The following is an 18078-nucleotide window of genomic DNA, read 5'->3' as shown; positions in this document are numbered from 1 at the left end:
CGGGTCGCAACGTCCTTCCCCGCGGTGTTCCGGCTCAGGCCGGTGCCCGTAGAGTGCGGGGTGGTGCGCTGGTCCGGTTCGCCGTCCTCCGCGTTGGGGTCAGACCCCTGCTTTGTAGCCGACACCACGAACCGTCAATACAACTTCCGGAGCTTCCGGGTCCTGCTCGATCTTGGACCGCAGTCTCTGGACATGGACATTGACCAGTCTGGTGTCGGCAGCATGGCGGTAGCCCCACACCTGCTCCAGCAGCAGTTCCCGGGTAAAGACCTGCCAGGGTTTGCGGGCCAGTGCCACCAGGAGATCGAATTCCAGCGGGGTCAGGGAGATCCGCTCACTGCCCCGGCTGACGGTGTGGCCGGCGACGTCAATGGTGATGTCTGCGATCCGAAGCGTTTCCGGCGCCTTCTGGTCCCCGGGGCGAAGGCGGGCGCGTACGCGCGCCACCAGTTCGGCGGGCTTGAAGGGCTTCGGCACGTAGTCATCGGCACCGGATTCCAGCCCACGGACGACGTCGGAGGTATCCGACTTGGCAGTCAGCATCACGATCGGCACGTCCGACTCAGCGCGGATCTGGCGGCAAACCTCGATGCCGTCCATGCCGGGAAGCATGAGGTCGAGCAGGACCAGGTCCGGCCGCGACGACCGGAAGACGTCCAGCGCCTGGGCGCCGTCGGCGCAAAAAACCGGCTCGAAGCCGTCATTGCGGAGGACAATTCCAATCATCTCGGCCAGCGCCTCGTCATCATCTACCACCAGAATGCGTGCCTTCATAGCTATATATTCCCTTATCGGGATGGGTTTGTCCTGTTGAGCGGCTTCCGGCATGGCGGGGTACTAGGCCGTCCGACGCCGGAACTATAGTCTTGGGGTCATGTTCCGCGCTGCCGGTGCGCGCCCTCCGGCGGGCGGCATGCGCGGGCCAGGCGGACTGGTATTGGGGGAGGAATCAGTGTCACCACAGGAGTCGGGGCCGGGAGAGCCCGCACAGGAGCGGCCGGTCGATGGGCCGGACGGCGGCAAACCTGCGTCAGCAGCCACGCCCGGACAAGGGGTGTCCGGTCCAGCGACGCCCAGACCAGGCGGGCCTGGGTGGGAACAGCCCTGGGCCATGCCAGGCCAGCAGTCACAGTCCGGGCAGCAACCACCCTCCTGGCAGCAACCACCCGGACAGCCACCTTCAGGCAACAACCCGTACCCCGGCAGCTCTCCATACGGCGGACACGCTTACGGTGGACAGGCCGATCCAGGCCAGGCCTATGGCGGTAAGCCGTACGGTGGGCAGGCCAACCCGGGCCGGTCTTACGGCGGTCCGGCGTACGGCGGGCAGGGCCAAAGCGGCTCTCTTTATAACGGCTCCCCGTACCCAGTTGCGCCATCCGGAGCCCCTGGATACGGGGCCTCACCCTACGGACAGCCCCGCTACGCAGCTCCACCCAAACCGGGCATCATCCCGCTGCGGCCCTTGATGTTCGGGGAGGTCCTGGACGGATCCTTCCAGGCCATCAGGCGCAATGCCAAGGCGATGCTCGGCGCGAGCCTGCTGGCGCAGTCCCTGTCGGCCATCCTCGCGGCGGTGCTCACAGGGGTCCTTGCCACCTCGACGAGATCCATCGAGGCCTGGGCAGAGACGGCGAACAGTGCCGACGTCGCTTCCCTGGGGATCGGGATGATGGCTGGCTTCGCCGTCCTGTCCATCTTGTCGGTGTTCATCTCAGCCGTCCTCCAGGGCGCCATGGTGGTGCCCGTGGCGCGGTCCATCCTGAACCGGCCCACCGGCTTCCGCCGCATGCTGGCGCTGGCGCGTCCGAGCTTCGGCGCCCTGATCAGGCTGGCGGCGCTGCTGGTGGCGGCGGTTCTCGTCACCGCGGCACTCTTCTTTACCGTCATCGTGTTCCTGTTCTCCAACGTGCGGGGCGCAGGCGTGCTGCTGGTCCTTCCCCTCATGCTGGCTTTCGGCGTCGCGGCCGCCTGGGTGGCGGTCAAGGTCATGGTGGCCCCCGCCGCCGTCGTTGTCGAAGAACTCGGCGCCGTTGCCGGAATCCGCCGCTCCTGGGAGCTGACCCGGGCCAACTGGTGGCGCATCCTGGGCATCACCTTGGTGGTGGGGATCCTGGTCGGGGTGATCACCCAGGTGGTCCTTATTCCGGCAAGCATTCTTCCCACGGTCCTGTCCGGGGTTGTCTCACCGCACGGCGGAAGCGGGCAGGACGCCGCGTTGGGCATCGTCATGGGCATCGTTACAGCAGTGCTCGGCGCCTTGGTGGGCGCGGTGGCTTACGCGTACCAGACGTCCGTCATGGCGCTGCTCTATATGGACCTGCGGATGCGAAAGGACGGCCTGGACATCACGCTGCTGCGCCAAATGGAGACCGGCGCCGATCCCAGCGGCGTGCCGGGACGGGGAACGCAGGCAGGCAGCACCCCGGCGTACCCCGGGTACGGAACGCCGCCAGGATCACCCGGGGCATGGCCGTATGGGCGCTGAACCCCCCGTGCTCCCAGATGCCGGCGAGGCACGGCGCTGGGCCGCCGAGGAGCTGGCCAAACCCGAATACCGGGAGGCCGCCCCGTCCTGGCTGGACACCCTCTGGCGGAACTTCCTCGACTGGTTGCAGTCACTCGACGGCTCCCCGGGAGACGCCGCGCCGGTGCCCAGCCCGGTCATCGCCCTCGTCATTGCGGCCATCATCGCAGCCGCCGTCATCCTCGCCCGCCCCCGGCTGAATGCCCGCGCCAGGAAGGCCAGGGACGTCTTCGAAAGGGAAGTAACCATGTCCGCCGTGGACTACCGGAACCGTGCAGAAACGGCGGCCGGAGCCGGGAAGTGGGGGGACGCCGTCGTCGACCGTTTCCGGGCGGTGGTCCGCAGCGCCGAAGACCGCACCATCCTGGACCCGCAACCGGGCCGCACCGCGGACGAAGCAGCACGTGCGCTGTCCGTGCCCTTCAACAGCGAAGCCGCGCGTCTGGCCCGGGCTGCGGCCCTCTTTGATGGCATCCGGTTTGGGAACAGGGCAGCCGGCAGCTCGGACTACCAGGAAATGGTGGGGCTGGACGCCGCATTGGAAGCGACGAGGCCCGCCCCGCTCGGCGCGGTACAACTGTCATGAGCGGGCCCTCCACTGCCGGAACCAGCCCCCGGGGCCCGGCCGACGTTCTGGAAGGGACCACCGGTGCCACGCCACAGCGCCGCTTTCACGCCGGCAAGCTCGTGGGCCGGCTGCGGCAGCACCGCGGACTGACGGCAGCGGGCGCGCAGTGGTGGTGGCTGCCCTGGCTCTCGTGATCGGCACGCAACTCGCTCCCAAGGGCGACACGGTGCCTCTCTCCGTCCACAATGCCCGGCCTGACGGTGCCAGGGCACTCGCGGAAATCCTGGGCCGGCACGGAGTCACCGTCCACACACCCGCGCGGTTCGATGCCGCGCTGGATGACCTGCGCTCCAGCTCCTCCACCCTCCTGCTCTATGACAGGAATGGGATCCTGGGCGAGCCGCAAGTGGCCGCCCTGATGGCGGCCGCGGACAAAGTGGTGGTGGTCTCCCCCAGGTTGGAAACCCTCGCCGCCCTTGACGGCGGCATTCGCCAGGCCGGTGTGGTTCCCGATGGCTTCCCGGTCCTGGAGCCCGGCTGCGCCCAGCCGGATGCGGAGGCAGCGGGACAGGTCACCGGTCAAGGCGGCTTCGTGTACGACGGCGGGACGTCCTGTTACCGTGCGGCAGGAACCGCCGGGATGCTTGCGGTCAGCGGTGACGGACGGCTGGCCGTGCTCGGCAGCGCGGCGGTGCTGGGCAATGACAAGCTGGACGAACTGGGCAACGCCGCGCTGGCGATCCGGATGCTTGGCGCGTCGCCGGACCTCGTCTGGTACCTGCCCTCGCTTGAGGACGTGGCAGTGAGCGAATCCGGGAAAACACTCGATGAACTCGCACCGGGCTGGGCCCGCTTCCTGGGTCCCTGGTTGCTCCTGGTGGCAGTGGCGGCCGTCGTGTGGCGCGGACGCCGCCACGGTCCGCTGGTCTTCGAGCCGCTGCCGGTGGTGGTCAAGGCTGTTGAGACTGCCGAGGGGCGCGCGCGGCTCTACCAGGATTCCCGCTCCATCGGCCAGGCCCGGGACAACCTGCGGGCCGGGCTGCTGGTGCGGCTCTCCGGAAAGCTCCGGCTGGGCCCTGGCGCCACGGCCGAGGACACCATAGCGGCGGCGGCCCGGCTCCTCGGCAGGGACGCCGCGGCCATCCGCACGCTGATTGGCGAACGCCCTGCAACCGAAGCCCGGCTGGTGGCCTGGTCGCAGGCCCTGGACACACTCGAGAAAGAGGTCATGACGCGATGAGCGAACACAGCAGCGGCCCCGGAGTCCTCAATGCAAGGAACTCCGGCAGCCCCATGGACGACGACGATGCACGGCAGGCGCTCCTTGCTGTCCGGCGGGAGGTGGCAAAGGCAGTGGTGGGACAGGACGCCACCGTCAGCGGCCTCCTGATTGCCCTGCTTTCGCAGGGGCATGTGCTGCTGGAGGGCGTACCCGGGGTAGCCAAAACCCTGCTGGTCCGTGCGCTCTCCTCCGCCCTGAGCCTGGACACCAAGCGTGTGCAGTTCACCCCCGACCTCATGCCTGGTGATGTCACCGGTTCACTCGTTTACGACTCCCACACGTCCGAGTTCAGTTTCAGGGAGGGGCCCGTCTTCACCAACCTCCTGCTCGCGGATGAAATCAACCGCACCCCGCCAAAGACGCAGGCGTCACTGCTCGAAGCCATGGAGGAGCGGCAGGTATCCGTTGACGGAGTGTCCCGGCGGCTGCCCGCCCCGTTCCTGGTGGCGGCCACCCAGAATCCGGTGGAGTACGAGGGGACCTACCCCCTGCCCGAGGCACAGCTGGACCGGTTCCTGCTCAAGCTCACCATGCCGCTGCCCGGGCGCGGGGACGAAATTGAAGTCATCCGACGCCATGCCGCCGGGTTTGATCCCCGGGACCTGGCAGCAGCGGGCGTCAGGGCGGTGGCAGGGGCAGCGGACCTGGAGCGCGCGCGGGAGGCTGTGACCCGTGTGGCGGTGGAGCCGGAAATCATCGGCTACATCGTTGACCTGGTGCGGGCAACCAGGGCCGCCCCCTCGTTCCAGCTCGGGGTTTCACCTCGCGGTGCCACCGCTCTGCTGAACACTTCCCGGTCCTGGGCATGGCTCTCCGGCCGTCCATTCGTTACGCCTGACGACGTGAAAGCGCTGGCCCTGCCGTGCCTGCGGCACCGCGTGGCGCTGCAGCCCGAAGCCCAGATGGACGGGGTCCGTGTGGACGACGTCCTGGGCAGCATCCTCGCGTCCGTCCCCGTTCCCCGCTGATGGCCATTTCGGGCCGGTTCGTGGCTCTGGTGGTGCTTGGCCTGGTGCCGGTCCTGCTGTCTCCCGGGTGGCTGACCGTACTGGCCACTGCCGCCGTGCTCGCGGCCCTGCTGGTTGCCGACCTGCTGTCCGCGGCAGCGCTGCGCAAGGTCGGGATCACCCGTGCGGAACCGGAAAACGTGACGCTCAATAATTCGGTGGACGCCGTCCTCACGGTCCGCAACGGCGGTACCCGCCCGCTCCGCGGCACACTGCGGGATGGCTGGCAACCCTCCGCCGGTGCGCTGAACCCGGTCCAGGACATCGACGTCCCGGCCGGTGAAGGCAGGCGGTACGCGGTCAGCCTCCGGCCGGTCCGGCGGGGCGACCTCGCGGCGCCGCACGTGACGCTTCGCTCTTTCGGACCGCTGCGCTTGGCTGCCCGCCAGCGCACCATTGAATGCCCTGGTTCGGTGCGGGTGCTGCCGCCCTTCCATTCCAGGCGGCATCTTCCCTCCAAGCTGCGGAAGCTGCGCGAACTCGACGGGAAGGCCGCCGTGCAGATCCGCGGCGCCGGGACCGAGTTCGACTCCCTGCGTGACTACGTCCGCGGGGATGATGTCCGGTCCATTGACTGGCGCGCCACCGCCAGGCGCTCCTCCGTCGTCGTTCGGACGTGGCGCCCGGAACGGGACCGGCGGGTGGTGATGGTCCTCGACACGTCCCGCACGTCCGCGGCCAGGATCGGTGATGAGACGCGCCTGGACACCGGGATCGAGGCAGCGCTCCTCTTGGGTGTCCTGGCAGAACGTGGCGGTGACCGGGTGGACTTTGTGGCCTTCGACCGCAGGGCCCGGGCGCGCGCCGGCTCTGCCGGGCAGGGCACCATTCTGGGCCGGCTGGTCCAGGCCATGGCTCCGCTTGACGCCGAACTGATCGAGATGGACTGGCCCGGTGTCCCTGCGCAGGTCAGGGCGGTATCCGCGCACCGGTCCCTCGTGGTGCTGCTGACATCGCTGGACAGCGGGGCCCCGGAAGAAGGCCTGCTGCCGGTGGCCGAGCGGCTGGCCGGCCAGCACGTCGTGGTGGTGGCAGCCGTCCGCGACCCGCAACTGGGCGCCATGCTCAGGGAACGCAATGATGCAACCGGGGTCTTCCGCGCGGCTGCGGCTGAGCGGGCCCTCCTCCAGCGCGCGGCGGTCACCGCCGAGCTGCGCCGCTACGGGGTGGAAGTAGTGGACGCCGAGCCCCACGAGCTGCCGCCCCGGCTTGCCGACATGTACATCCGGCTCAAGGCTGCCGGTAGATTGTGATCACAGGCAACAGGAGGTCCACTTCATGAGCGTTCCCATCTACCAGCAGGCCCTGGGCGCGGAGTTCTCCCGGCTGCAGCCCGAGCTGCAGGAGTACTTCTCCCTGGCGCCGGGATCCGGGCACTACGGCGTGGGGGAAGGAACGTTCGACGTCGTGGGGTGCCGTCAGCGGTGGCTGCGCCCTTTGCTGCGGCTCACCGCGGGCGAAGAGGCCTTCTTCCCTGAGTACGGCGAGAACATCCCGTTCCGGATTGAGAACCACGCGCACCAGGATCCGTTCGGCCGCTCCAGCCTCACCGCCCGCCGCGAAATCCGTTTCCCGGGACGCACCAGGCTCTTCCAGGACACCACCAGCGCCACCACCCGAAGCGGCTCCACGCAGCTGGTGGACTACGTGGGACGGTATCGGCGCCTGGTAACGGACCTGAACCTGAGCGTCACCCTGGAAGGAAGGCTTCGAGGTGTTTCGGAGGCTTCGAGGCTGTTCCTGGGGCGACTTCGGGTGCCCCTTCCGATGGCGCTTGACGCCAAGGCGTACGCCGAACAGTGGTGGGACCCGGCGGAGGGCCCCACCGGACGGCACCGGATCCAGGTGAAGGTCATCCAGCCGCAGATCGGCCTGGTCCTGGTGTATGCGGGAGCCTTCGATTACCGGCTGCGCCCCTACACCGGCGGCAGCTCCGCGCAAAGCTACCTTCCCCGCTACGCGCAGCCTGACCGCTGGGAGAACAGGGCCTGATGCCTAGCCCAGTGCCCGCTGGTTGAGGCCGTCGGCCACCTGGGTAAGCCGGCCGAGGACCGCGGTGGCCTGTGCCGGTGTGATGCCGGCAAGTCCTGCCGACGGCGTCACCCTGGCGGCGCCGAGCAGTGCCGCGGGAAGGCCCAGTTGGCGCCAAGGAGTCCATACTGACTCAACGCAATCTGCAACCCTGGGCAGCGGCCCGGCGGACACATCGAGGGCGCCGGCCCAGAACTGTTTTCCGGCCTCCACCGCTCCGGCCACCATCTCCCACTGGCGGTTGGTCAATGCCTTCAGCGGCAGGGCGACACCGTCAGCGCCTGCGGCCAGGGCCAGTTCGATAGGGGCTTCGATCTCCGGGAATGACACCACCACGTCGGCGGCACCGGCTGCGCGGAGGGCATCCATCACCAGGCGCCAGGATTCGCGCGCTTCCGATGCCGCCACGGCACGAAGGGTGCGGTAGCCGCTGGCGGTGGGGATGGTTCCGGCCAGCACGGCGGCGACGGCTGGCTCGTCCATCTGCACCACCAAACGGGTGCCCGGAACGGCCGCAGCCACCCGGGTAAGGTAGCCCACCACTCCCGCTGCAAGGGAGGCCGCAATGTCACGGCGAGCGCCGTGGTCCAGCAGCGCACGCTCACCGTTGTGCAGGTACAGGCCTGCGGCAAGGCTCAGCGGCCCAACCAGCTGCACCTTGAATTCGTCAGCAGGAACGTCTTCTGCGCCGGCCACATCGGCGAGGACATTCAGGTCGGTGGAGAGCGCAGACACGGCCCGCCGCATGTCCTTGCCCGGGCGGTCCACCAGCCGCCACCCGTGGGGCTGGACGTCCACCGCGAGTTCCTCAAGGAGGGAAGCGGTGCGGCCCAGGGCGTCGGAACCGACTCCCCGGTCCGGAAGCTCGGCCAGGAATGGCAGGTGCGGGCTGCCGAGTTCGCCGCGGATGATCCTGGCGGCTTCGAGCGGGTCTTCGCCAGGCCACGGACCCAGGGCAGTGGCCGTGACCTCCTTGGCCGCAGCCTCAGCCGGCAGCTGGGCGGACCCCCGCTGGTGCTGTTCCGGGCTCACGCCAGCGCTGAGGTCTGGGACTGCTGGCCGGAGGAGGCCTGGTGGTCCTCTGCGATGGCCTCGTGGTGCCGGATCACCTCACCGATGATGAAGTTGAGAAACTTTTCGGCGAACGCCGGGTCAAGATGGGCGTCCTCGGCGAGGCGCCGCAGGCGTGCGATCTGGGCGGCTTCCCGTCCCGGGTCACCTGCGGGCAGGCGGTGGGTTGCCTTGAGGAAGCCCACCTTCTGGGTGGCCTTGAAGCGCTCGGCCAGGAGATACACCAGGGTGGCATCGATGTTGTCGATGCTGGAACGAATGGACAGCAGTTCAGCCATCACCGAATCGTCCACGTGACCTGCCAGGGAACTGGCGGAGGGATCAAAGTCATCGGAGCCAGGAGAGCTGGGGTTGTGCTGCGTCATGGCTCCAGTCTATGGGAGCCGACTGAATCACCGCGGGTGTGAAGCGCCGGTGGCGGTGCCGGTGCCGGCAGCCGCCGGCACCGGCGCTTTCCGCCGCGGTATCCTTGCAGGGTCAGATGCCCAGGAGCGCCCGGTGTTCCTCCCTGCGTTTTGCCTGTTCGGCCGGATCAGGCACCGGCAGCGAGGCAATCAGCCGCCGCGTGTAGTCATGCTGCGGATTGCCCATGACCTGGCTTCCGATCCCCTGCTCCACCAGCTTGCCTTTGTACAGCACGCCCACCCAGGAGGACAAAATGTCCACCACGGCGAGGTCATGGCTGATGAACAGGCAGCCGAACCCGAACTCCTCCTGGATGTCCTTGAACAGCTCCAGGACCTTCGCCTGCACCGAAACGTCCAGGGCCGACGTCGGCTCGTCCGCAATCAGCAGCCGCGGGTTCAGGCTCAGGGCCCGTGCCAGAGATGCCCGCTGCCGCTGGCCGCCGGACAGTTCGTGCGGGTACCGGCCCGCGTACGACGCCGGCAGCTGGACTGACTCGAGCAGCTCACCGACGCGTTTGCGCGCCTGGGCGTCGCTCGGCTTGGTGTGGATGATCATCGGCTCGGCGATGCACTCGCCGATGGTCAGCTGCGGGTTGAAGGAGGCGGCAGGATCCTGGAACACGAAGCCGATATCCTTGCGCAGCGGCTTGAAAGTGCGTTCCCGAAGGTTCAGCATTTCGTAGCCCAGTACCTTGAGGCTCCCGCCGGTGGTCCGGTTGAGGCCGGCAATGGCACGGCCAATGGTGGTCTTGCCGGACCCCGACTCCCCCACCAGACCAAACACCTCACCCCTGGACAGGGTGAAACTGACCCCGTCCACGGCTTTGAAGGCGGGCGTCCCCAGCCGCCCCGGATACTCGATCTCGAGGTTCTCTGCAGCCACCAGGATTTCCTCATCCTGGTGGCGACGCTCGGTCAGGCCTGCCGACGCCGAATTGCGGCCCAGGTGCGGCACTGCGGCGAGGAGGTTGCGGGTGTAGTCCTGCCTGGGTTCGGCGAACAGCGTCTTCGCGGGAGCTTCCTCCACCACGTCACCCTGGTACATCACCACCACACGGTCCGCCAGGTCTGCCACCACGCCCATGTTGTGCGTGATCAGCACAATGGAGGTGCCGTACTTGTCCCGCAGATCCCGGAGGAGCTCCAGGATTTCGGCCTGGACGGTGACGTCCAGGGCGGTGGTGGGTTCATCTGCCACGATGAGCCCTGGGTTTAGCGCCAGGGCCGCGGCAATCACTACACGCTGCTTCTGCCCGCCCGAAAACTGGTGCGGATAGTAGTTGACGCGGTGTTCGGGATCGGGGATGCCCACCTTGCCCAGCGCCTCGATGGCCCGCGCTTTGGCTTCCTTCGCGGATACCCGTCCCCCCGCCGTTGGCGCCGGCGTGGGCACGAATGCCTTCGGCAATCTGCCAACCCACGGTGAAGACGGGGTTCAGGGCTGTGGAGGGTTCCTGGAACACCATGGCCACGTCCCGGCCGCGGATCTGGCGCAGCCGCCCCGGACTGAGGCTGATGACGTTGGCACCGTTGATCAGCACCGTTCCCGAACTGACAGCCGTTTCGGGGAGCAGGCCCAGGATGGTTTTCGCGGTGACCGTCTTGCCTGACCCGGATTCGCCGACGATGGCCAGCACCTCGCCGGCCCTGACGTCCAGGCTGACATCCTTGACGGCGTGCACGTCGCCACCGTCCGTGGCGAAGGTGACCTTCAGGTGGTCTATGTCCAGGACTGTCTTCCGGTCGTGGATGTGCTGATCGGATAGTGAACCGAGGTTTTCGGAACCGGGGTGTTCGCTCACGGGTTGCTCAATTCTGTTTCGGGGCCGGATCCACGAGGAGCGGTGGTTGCAGCAGGCACGGCCGTAGCGGCAGCAGTCCCCTTGCGTCCGCTCCGTTTGCGCCCGCGGAGCCGAGGATCGTTGAGGTCATTGATGCTTTCGCCCACCAGAGTGAGCCCGAGAACGGTCCAAACGATGGCCAAGCCGGGGAACAGACCCGTCCACCAGATGCCCGATGTGGTGTCGGCGAGCGCCTTGTTGAGGTCGAAGCCCCATTCTGCCGCCGAGCTGGGCTCAATACCGAAGCCGAGGAAGCCCAACCCTGCAAGGGTCAGGATGGCCTCGGACGCATTGAGGGTGAAGATCAGCGGCAGCGTCCGGGTGGCGTTTCGGTAGATGTGCCGGGTCATGATGCGGATGTTCGACGCCCCCACCACCTTGGCGGACTCAACGAAGGGCTCTGCCTTCAGCCGGATGGTCTCAGCCCGGATCACCCTGAAGTACTGCGGGATGAACACCACGGTGATGGAGATGGCGGCTGCCAGGATGCCGCCCAGCAGGCTGGACTGGCCTCCGCTGATGACGATGGCCATCACGATGGCAACCAGCAGTGACGGAAACGCGTAGATCGCGTCAGCCACAACCACCAGGATGCGGTCCAGCCACCCGCCGATGTAGCCGCTCACCAGGCCGAGGATGACGCCGGCGAAGATGGAGAGGATTACGGCCACGATGATGACCAGCAGTGCTGTCTGGGTACCCCAGATGACACGTGACAGGACGTCGTAGCCGCCCACCGTTGTGCCCAGGAGGTGTTTGCCGCCCGGCGCCTGCTGGGTGGGGAAACTGCCGTCGGCGTCCGACAGCTGCGCGAAGCCGTAGGGCGCCAGCAGTGGTGCGGCAAGCGCGGTGAGCAGGAAGATGCCGGTGAGAACGAGCCCCACCACCAGCATGAAGCGCTGCAGGCCGACGCTCTTGTTGAAGTGCGAAACAACCGGCAGCCGCCGGATGAAGGAAGCCCGCGGGTTGGCGGTGGGTTCGAGAGTGGGAGCGGTGGTCATGTCAGTACCTCACGCGGGGGTCGATCAGCGCGGCGATGATGTCCACGATGAAGTTGGTGACGGCGACGATGACGGCCAGCAGCACCACAATGCCCTGGACAGCCACGAAGTCGCGCGCCGTGAGGTAGTTGGCCAGCTGGAACCCGAGGCCCTTCCATTCGAAGGTGGTTTCCGTGAGCACGGCGCCGCCCAGCAGCACAGCGATCTGCAGGCCCATGACCGTGATGATTGGAATCAGCGCCGGCTTGTAGGCGTGCTTGGTCACCAGCCGGAACTCACTGACGCCGCGTGAACGGCCGGCCTCGACGTAGTCCTTGCCGAGGGTGCCGATGACGTTCGTCCGGACCAGGCGCAGGAACACCCCGGCGGTCAGGAAACCCAGTGCCAGCGCCGGAAGGACGGCGTGGGACATGACGTCGCTGAAGGCCGCCATGTTTCCGCTGCGCAGCGCGTCCAGCCAGTAGATCCCGCTGGGAGCCTGCAGTGCGGTGAGGGACAGTTCGGTCCTTGTGCCGGCGCGGCCGGCCACGGGAAGCCAGCCCAGCCATACGGAGAACACCAGCTTAAGCAGCATGCCCGCGAAGAAGACCGGGGTTGCATAGAACAGGATGGCCAGGATACGGAGTACCGCATCGGGCAGGTGGTCACGCCGGTGTGCGGCGACCATGCCCAGCGGGATGCCGACCAGCAGGGCGACGATAAGCGCGTTGATGGCCAGCTCCAGTGTGGCCGAGCCGTAGGTGGTCAGCATCTCGGTGACCTGTCGGTTGTCCGAAAGCGTTGTGCCAAAGTTTCCTGTGACCAGCTGGCCCAGGTATTCGAAGTACTGCACGAGCAGCGGCCGGTCGTAACCGGCAGCATGGATCCGTTCCTGCAGCTGTTCCGGGGGCAGCCGGCCACCCATGGCGGCCGTGATGGGATCACCGGTGATCCGCATCAGGAAGAACACCATGGTGACGAGGATGAGGATGGTGGGGAAGATCAGCAGGAAGCGGACCAGGATGTACTGGCCCAGCCCTCCGCCAGCCTGCTTTTTCTTGGGCGGAAGGAGTGCGTCCGCGTCACTGGGTGGCGCGTCAATCAAAGTTGTCATCGGTACCTGAATTCGTGGTGACCGGGAGCCAGCAGTCCCCTCGGTGCTGGCTGATGACCGGCAAAAGGCGGGACACCGTTGCGGCGTCCCGCCTCTGGCCTGTCAAAGCCCGATGGGGGTGGAGTGCTTACTTGGACAGGACGCCAAGGCGGGTCTTGAAGGAGGGATCAAGGGTCTTTTCGACACCCTTGACGTCTTTCCCTGCCACCAGCAGCTGCGAGCCCTGGAGGAGCGGCAGCGTGGACAGGTCCTTGGCGACAGCCGTCTGTACGTCGCCGATCAGCTTCTGGCGCTCGGTCTTGTCCGGGGTGGTGAGCTGCTTCTGCACCAGGTCCGTGACGGTCGGGTTCTCGTAGTGGTTCTTCAGGAAGTTGCCAGGGATGAAGAACGGCGTGAGGTAGTTGTCCGCATCCGAGTAGTCCGGGAACCAGCCCAACTGGTACACAGGGTAGGCGTCTGCGGTGCGTGCCTTGGAGTAGGTCACCCACTCGGTGGACTGCAGGTCAACGGTGAACAGGCCTGACTTCTCCAGCTGCTCCTTGACCATGGCGTATTCGTCACCGGAGGACTTGCCGTAGTGGTCCGGGTTGTACTGCAGCTTGATGTTGACCGGCCCGGTGACTCCGGCATCCGCCAGGACCTTCTTGGCTTTGTCCAGGCTCGGCTTGCCGCTGCCGTCGCCGTACATCTCCTTCATCGGCTGGGTTGCACCAGGCAGGCCGTCCGGCACCACGGAGTAGGCCGGAACATACGTGCCCTTGTAGACCTGGTCCGAGATGGCCTGGCGGTCCACGATGTCAGCCATGGCCTGCCGCACCGCGAGGGCCTTGGCGGGGTTGGCTTCGGGTGTCTTGGCGCCGAAGGGCATGGTGTCGAAGTTGAACACGATGTAGCGCAGTTCCCCGCCCGGACCCTTGTAGACCTTGACCTTGGAGTCCTTGTCCAGGTCTGCGGCATCGGTTGCGGTGAGGCTGCGGCCGGCAACGTCGATGTTGCCGCCCTGGACGTCCAGCTTGAGGTTGTTGGAGTCGGCGTAGTACTTGATGACGGCACTGTCATTGGCCGGCTTGCCCAGCAGCCCGCTGTAGTCCGCATTGGCCTTGAGGCTGACCAGTTCGTTCTTCTTGTAGGAGTCGATGGTGTAGGGGCCGGCGAAGGGCTTGCCGGCGACGATGTCCTCATCGCTCATGATCTTGTCTGCCGGGAACACTTCCTCATCGATGATCGGTCCCGTGTTGGTGCCCAGGACGCTGGGGAACACCTGGTCATTGGCCTGCTTGAGCGTGAAGACCACGGTGGTGTCGTCCTTGGCCTCAACCGACTTGAGGTTTGACAGCAGGGATGCGGGCCCATTGGGGTCATCGATCTTAACAACGCGGTCGTAGGAGAACTTCACGTCCGAGGCGGTGAGGGCATGGCCATTTGCGAACTTCAGGTTGGGCTTGAGCTTTACCGTGAATTCCGTGGGCGCGGTGAATGATGCAGACTCCGCGATGTCCGGGCTGACCTCGGCAGAGCCGGGTTTGGAGTTCATCAGGAAGGGGTAGACCTGGTTCATGACCAGGAAGGACCCTGCGTCATAGGAGCCGGCGGGGTCGAGGGTGACGACTTTGTCTGTGGTTCCGAAAGTGATGGCACCGCCGCCGGCGCTGCCGCCGGTGGACGTTCCACCGCCACCGCCCGATGGCCCTGTGCAGGCTGTCAGGGCCAGGGCGGAGATGCCTGCCAGCGCGATGGCGCGGTGCAAGGCCGTTGTGCTCTTGATCATCTGTGAACTTTCTGTCCGATGAGTACGCGCGCGCCGGAGACATGGGCAAAGGTGGCCCCTGCCCCGGCGTGCAGTGCTGATCCCTTGATTCAATCAGAGAGTCTGCCCTCAGGACGGCCAATCCTGTGAGTTGAAACACAAACTTTATCTCGTTGATACCTTCATTGATTCGCTGGCCCGCAAGGCATGTGGAGAGCCGGGCACAGCAAAGCACCGCCCCTATGGAAACCGGGGGCGGTGCTTTGTTCAGCTGTGGATTACAGGGCGGCCCGCTGGAGCGAGCGGGCGGCGTCGATGGTGGCCTGGCCCAGAACCCGGCTCCCCTGGTACAGCACCACTGTCTGGCCGGGAGCCACGCCGCGCAGCGGCGTCACCAGCCGGACCACGAGCTGGCTTCCGGCGGCACCGTCCGCTGCCGGTTCCATCCATGCAGTGGCCGGAACCGGATCCCCGTGTGCCCGGACCTGCGCATAGCAGTCGAATTCGGCAGCGGATTCCACCTCGGCGATGGGCAGGCCGGCCCAGGAGACCTTGATGCCGCGGATCTCATCGATGGCCAGCAGCGCCTCCGGACCCACCACCACTTTGTTTTCCTTGGGCCGGATTTCGAGCACGAAGCGGGGCTTTCCGTCGGCAGCAGGCGTGCCAAGCTTGAGTCCGCGCCGCTGGCCGACGGTGAAGGCGTTGGCGCCGGGGTGCTCGCCTACCTTTGTGCCCGTCTCATCGACGATGTCACCACTGGTCATGGCGATCTTTTCAGCGAGCCAGCCGGCAGTGTCGCCGTCGGGGATAAAGCAGATGTCGTGGCTGTCCGGCTTGTTGGCTACCGAGAGGCCGCGGCGCTCCGCTTCGGCCCTTACCTCGGCCTTGGAGGGGGTGTCCGCCAGCGGGAACATGGAGTGCTTGAGCTGTTCGTGGGTGAGGACGCCCAGGACGTAGCTCTGGTCCTTGGCCCAGTCGGCTGCGCGGTGCAGTTCCCGGTTGCCGTCGGCGTCCTCGATGACCTTGGCGTAGTGGCCGGTGCAGACGGCGTCGAAGCCCAGGGCGATGGCCTTTTCCAGCAGGGCGGCGAACTTGATGCGTTCGTTGCAGCGCATGCAGGGGTTGGGCGTCCTGCCGGCGGCGTATTCGTCGATGAAGTCCTGGACGACGTCTTCCTTGAAGCGCTCGGAGAAATCCCACACGTAGTAGGGAATGCCCAGCACGTCGCACGCCCGCCAGGCGTCCCGGGAGTCCTCGATGGTGCAGCAGCCGCGGCTGCCCGTCCGCAGGGTGCCCGGCATGCGTGATAGGGCCAGGTGGACGCCGACGACGTCGTGCCCGGCCTCCACCGCGCGGGCGGCGGCAACAGCGGAGTCAACTCCGCCACTCATGGCTGCTAGTACTCGCATGCTGGCTTTCTGTTCGGGTTTGCTGGCTTTCCGGGTCCGTGCGCGGCGCGCCGGCGCGGAAATGATCTTCGCCTATCCATTCTACGGCGGCAGGCAAATCGGCCGGAGAGGCCGCTTGCGAAGGGTCAGGCACCGCCCAGCGCCTGCCGCGCCACGGTGCCGGCGGTCTGGATCGAGGACTCATGGCCGGCCATGCCCGCCTGGCGCGCCCGCGCGTATGCCTCGGGGAGTGCTGCAAGCAGGGCATCCACGTCAGCCCCGGTTGACGCGTGCCCCAGGCTGAACCGCTGGGCTCCACGCGCCGTTTCCTCATCCAGGCCCATGGCCAGCAGCACGTGGGAGGGCCGGGGCACGCCGGCGGTGCAGGCCGAACCGGTGGAGGACTCGATGCCGGCCAGGTCGAGGAGGAACAGCAGCGAGTCCCCTTCGCAGCCGGGGAACGTGAAGTGTGCGTTGCCCGGAAGACGCCCGGCCCCGGGTGCGCCGCGAAGGACGGCCTCGGGCACGCGTTCACGGACGCCGTCAATCAGCCGGTCACGCAGCCCGGCGATCCGGGCCGCCTCGGCGGGCAGGGCAGCAGCGGCGGCTTCCGCGGCTGCGGCGAACGCGGCGATGGAGGCGGTGTCCAGTGTGCCCGAGCGGACGTCACGTTCCTGCCCGCCGCCGTGCTGCACGGGCGTCAGCGTCACCGCCCGCCCCAGCAGGAGTGCGCCCACGCCGACGGGGCCGCCGATTTTGTGCGCGGAGATGGACATGGCCTCCAGGCCCGATTCCTTGAAGCGCACCGGTACTGAGCCGAACGCCTGGACGGCGTCGGAATGCACCGGGGCGCCGGCGGCGTGCGCCAGCTCAACGATGCGCTGGATCGGTTGAATGGTGCCCACCTCATTGTTGGCCCACATGACGGTCACCAGTGCCACGGTTCCTGGCTCGCGCGAAAGTTCCGTTTCGAGGACCTCCAGGTCCAGGACCCCTTCGCCGTCCACCGGCAGCCAGGTCACCTCAGCACCTTCGTGGCGCTCGAGCCATTCCACCGTGTCAAGCACCGCGTGATGTTCGACGGCGGAGCAGAGGATGCGGCGCCGCTTGGGGTCTTCTGCCACCCGGGACCAGTACATGCCCTTCACCGCGAGGTTGTCCGACTCGGTCCCGCCCGACGTGAAAATCACTTCCGAGGGGTGGGCTCCCGCTGCTGCGGCGATAGCCTCCCGTGCGTCCTCCACGGCACGGCGCGCCCGGCGGCCGGATCCGTGCAGGGATGAGGGGTTGCCGGTGCGTGCAAGTTCGCGGGTCAAGGCGGCGAGCGCGGCGCCGGAAAGCGGCGTAGTGGCGGCATGGTCGAGGTAGGCGGGCATCCTGCAATTCTATCGCGGCATGCCTTCGCCCCCGCCGGCGCGGGTCAGCCTGCGCCCTTGATCCGTGCACAGCAGTGACCGGGTCCGGCGGCCTCGGCAACGCGGCCTTCCGGGCTGCCGCAGCCGGTCGCTGCTCCCCGAAGGAAGGCTCCGTTCATGTCGCACACTACGCCCGCATGTGCCCGGGAGAGGCGGTGGAAGGGGCAGTTGGGAAGGAGGTAGCCGCCGTCGCCGTCGGGCTCCGGCTGGTAGCCCGCTTCCGCCAGGAACTCCTCCAGGCCGCCGGCTGCCTCTGCCAGCTCGCGGCCCCTCCGGAACGCGACTGCGCGCAGAGACTCCCCCACCGGGTCCCCTTCGGACTGGGAGGCCTCGATGGCAGCCGCCATCAGTTCCCCGGCGAGGTCATAGTTCCGGTCCGGCACGGACGCACCCACTTCGTTGCCCACGGGGCGGTACATTTTGGCCGGCCGTCCGGAGCCGGGCCCCGCCCTGCCGGCGGGCTTATGGAATTCCACGGCCAGCAGCCCGTCCTGGACCAGCCTGTCCAAATGGAACGAAACGGTGCTCCGGGCCATGCCTGCGGCCTCGGCCACTTCGTCGCGCCCCACCGGCCGGGGTGACGCTGCAACCAGCTCGAACAGCTGCAGCCTTTTTGCATCCGTGAGCGAGGCGACGGCGGCAATCCTGTCCGCCCAGGGAAGTCGGTACATGGGAGCCTCCAAATCCAAAGTCAATA

At 67.2% G+C, this 18078-nt stretch carries 16 protein-coding genes and 1 pseudogene; 7 read left to right on the top strand and 10 right to left on the bottom strand.

From position 1 onward, the window contains the following. Nucleotides 1-99: 99 nt before the first annotated feature. Entirely contained in the window at nt 100-774 is a 675-nt protein-coding gene (mtrA, locus tag QF031_RS06425; RefSeq protein ID WP_307425586.1) for an MtrAB system response regulator MtrA, read from the bottom strand. 694 nt (nt 775-1468) lie between these two features. On the opposite strand from mtrA, the gene QF031_RS06420 reads away from it, so the two are divergent. From QF031_RS06420 to QF031_RS06390, 7 genes are read left to right on the top strand one after another with little or no spacing between them, the layout of a single operon-like run. Continuing rightward, nucleotides 1469-2488, top strand: a complete 1020-nt coding sequence (locus QF031_RS06420; protein WP_307433186.1) for a DUF7847 domain-containing protein — start codon at nt 1469-1471, stop codon at nt 2486-2488. Continuing rightward, nucleotides 2478-3113: a DUF4129 domain-containing protein gene (locus tag QF031_RS06415; RefSeq protein ID WP_307425584.1), complete on the top strand. Its 636-nt coding sequence runs from the start codon at nt 2478-2480 to the stop codon at nt 3111-3113. The genes QF031_RS06420 and QF031_RS06415 overlap by 11 nt, the downstream gene beginning before the upstream one ends. Further along, nucleotides 3110-3289 carry a hypothetical protein gene (locus QF031_RS06410; RefSeq protein WP_307425581.1) on the top strand — a complete coding sequence of 60 codons (180 nt, stop codon included), beginning with the start codon at nt 3110-3112 and terminating at the stop codon, nt 3287-3289. The genes QF031_RS06415 and QF031_RS06410 overlap by 4 nt, the downstream gene beginning before the upstream one ends. Beyond that, entirely contained in the window at nt 3286-4335 is a 1050-nt protein-coding gene (locus QF031_RS06405; RefSeq protein ID WP_307425578.1) for a DUF4350 domain-containing protein, read from the top strand. Before QF031_RS06410 ends, QF031_RS06405 begins: the two co-directional genes overlap by 4 nt. After that, nucleotides 4332-5345 (top strand): AAA family ATPase, encoded by a 1014-nt coding sequence (locus QF031_RS06400; RefSeq protein ID WP_307425575.1) that lies wholly within the window; start codon nt 4332-4334, stop codon nt 5343-5345. Before QF031_RS06405 ends, QF031_RS06400 begins: the two co-directional genes overlap by 4 nt. Further along, nucleotides 5345-6637 carry a DUF58 domain-containing protein gene (locus QF031_RS06395; protein ID WP_307425572.1) on the top strand — a complete coding sequence of 431 codons (1293 nt, stop codon included), beginning with the start codon at nt 5345-5347 and terminating at the stop codon, nt 6635-6637. The genes QF031_RS06400 and QF031_RS06395 overlap by 1 nt, the downstream gene beginning before the upstream one ends. A 25-nt stretch (nt 6638-6662) precedes the next feature. Beyond that, nucleotides 6663-7376, top strand: a complete 714-nt coding sequence (locus tag QF031_RS06390) for a DUF4166 domain-containing protein (protein ID WP_307425570.1) — start codon at nt 6663-6665, stop codon at nt 7374-7376. Nucleotides 7377-7379: 3 nt separating this feature from the next. Here the strand turns inward: QF031_RS06390 and QF031_RS06385 are convergent, their stop codons facing one another. From QF031_RS06385 to QF031_RS06345, 9 genes and pseudogenes are all read right to left on the bottom strand, one after another. Beyond that, nucleotides 7380-8411, bottom strand: coding sequence for a hypothetical protein (locus QF031_RS06385; RefSeq protein WP_307433184.1), 1032 nt, complete (start codon nt 8409-8411; stop codon nt 7380-7382). A gap of 32 nt (nt 8412-8443) precedes the next feature. Beyond that, nucleotides 8444-8851 carry a chorismate mutase gene (locus QF031_RS06380; RefSeq protein ID WP_307425566.1) on the bottom strand — a complete coding sequence of 136 codons (408 nt, stop codon included), beginning with the start codon at nt 8849-8851 and terminating at the stop codon, nt 8444-8446. A gap of 112 nt (nt 8852-8963) precedes the next feature. Further along, nucleotides 8964-10644 (bottom strand): annotated as a pseudogene (locus QF031_RS06375) (ABC transporter ATP-binding protein). 47 nt (nt 10645-10691) lie between these two features. Next, nucleotides 10692-11735 (bottom strand): ABC transporter permease, encoded by a 1044-nt coding sequence (locus QF031_RS06370; RefSeq protein ID WP_307425563.1) that lies wholly within the window; start codon nt 11733-11735, stop codon nt 10692-10694. A gap of 1 nt (nt 11736) precedes the next feature. Continuing rightward, on the bottom strand, nt 11737-12828 hold the full coding sequence (locus tag QF031_RS06365) for an ABC transporter permease (RefSeq protein ID WP_307425560.1): 1092 nt from the start codon (nt 12826-12828) through the stop codon (nt 11737-11739). Nucleotides 12829-12955: 127 nt separating this feature from the next. Continuing rightward, the gene (locus tag QF031_RS06360; RefSeq protein ID WP_307425558.1) at nt 12956-14596 is read right to left on the bottom strand and encodes an ABC transporter substrate-binding protein; all 1641 of its coding nucleotides are present in this window, start codon (nt 14594-14596) and stop codon (nt 12956-12958) included. Between the two features lie 257 nt (nt 14597-14853). Next, on the bottom strand, nt 14854-15987 hold the full coding sequence (mnmA, locus tag QF031_RS06355) for a tRNA 2-thiouridine(34) synthase MnmA (RefSeq protein ID WP_307425556.1): 1134 nt from the start codon (nt 15985-15987) through the stop codon (nt 14854-14856). A 125-nt stretch (nt 15988-16112) separates the two neighbouring features. Beyond that, nucleotides 16113-17342 carry a cysteine desulfurase family protein gene (locus QF031_RS06350; RefSeq protein WP_307425553.1) on the bottom strand — a complete coding sequence of 410 codons (1230 nt, stop codon included), beginning with the start codon at nt 17340-17342 and terminating at the stop codon, nt 16113-16115. 44 nt (nt 17343-17386) lie between these two features. Next, a complete protein-coding gene (locus tag QF031_RS06345; RefSeq protein WP_307425550.1) occupies nt 17387-18052 on the bottom strand; it encodes a helix-turn-helix transcriptional regulator in 666 nt (221 codons plus the stop codon). Nucleotides 18053-18078: the final 26 nt, after the last annotated feature.

The sequence above is a fragment of the Pseudarthrobacter defluvii genome, assembly GCF_030816725.1.
GTDB lineage: Bacteria > Actinomycetota > Actinomycetes > Actinomycetales > Micrococcaceae > Arthrobacter > Arthrobacter defluvii_A.
The sequence above is the reverse complement of the archived record's forward strand: the minus strand, read 5'-3'. Positions and strand labels throughout refer to the sequence as shown.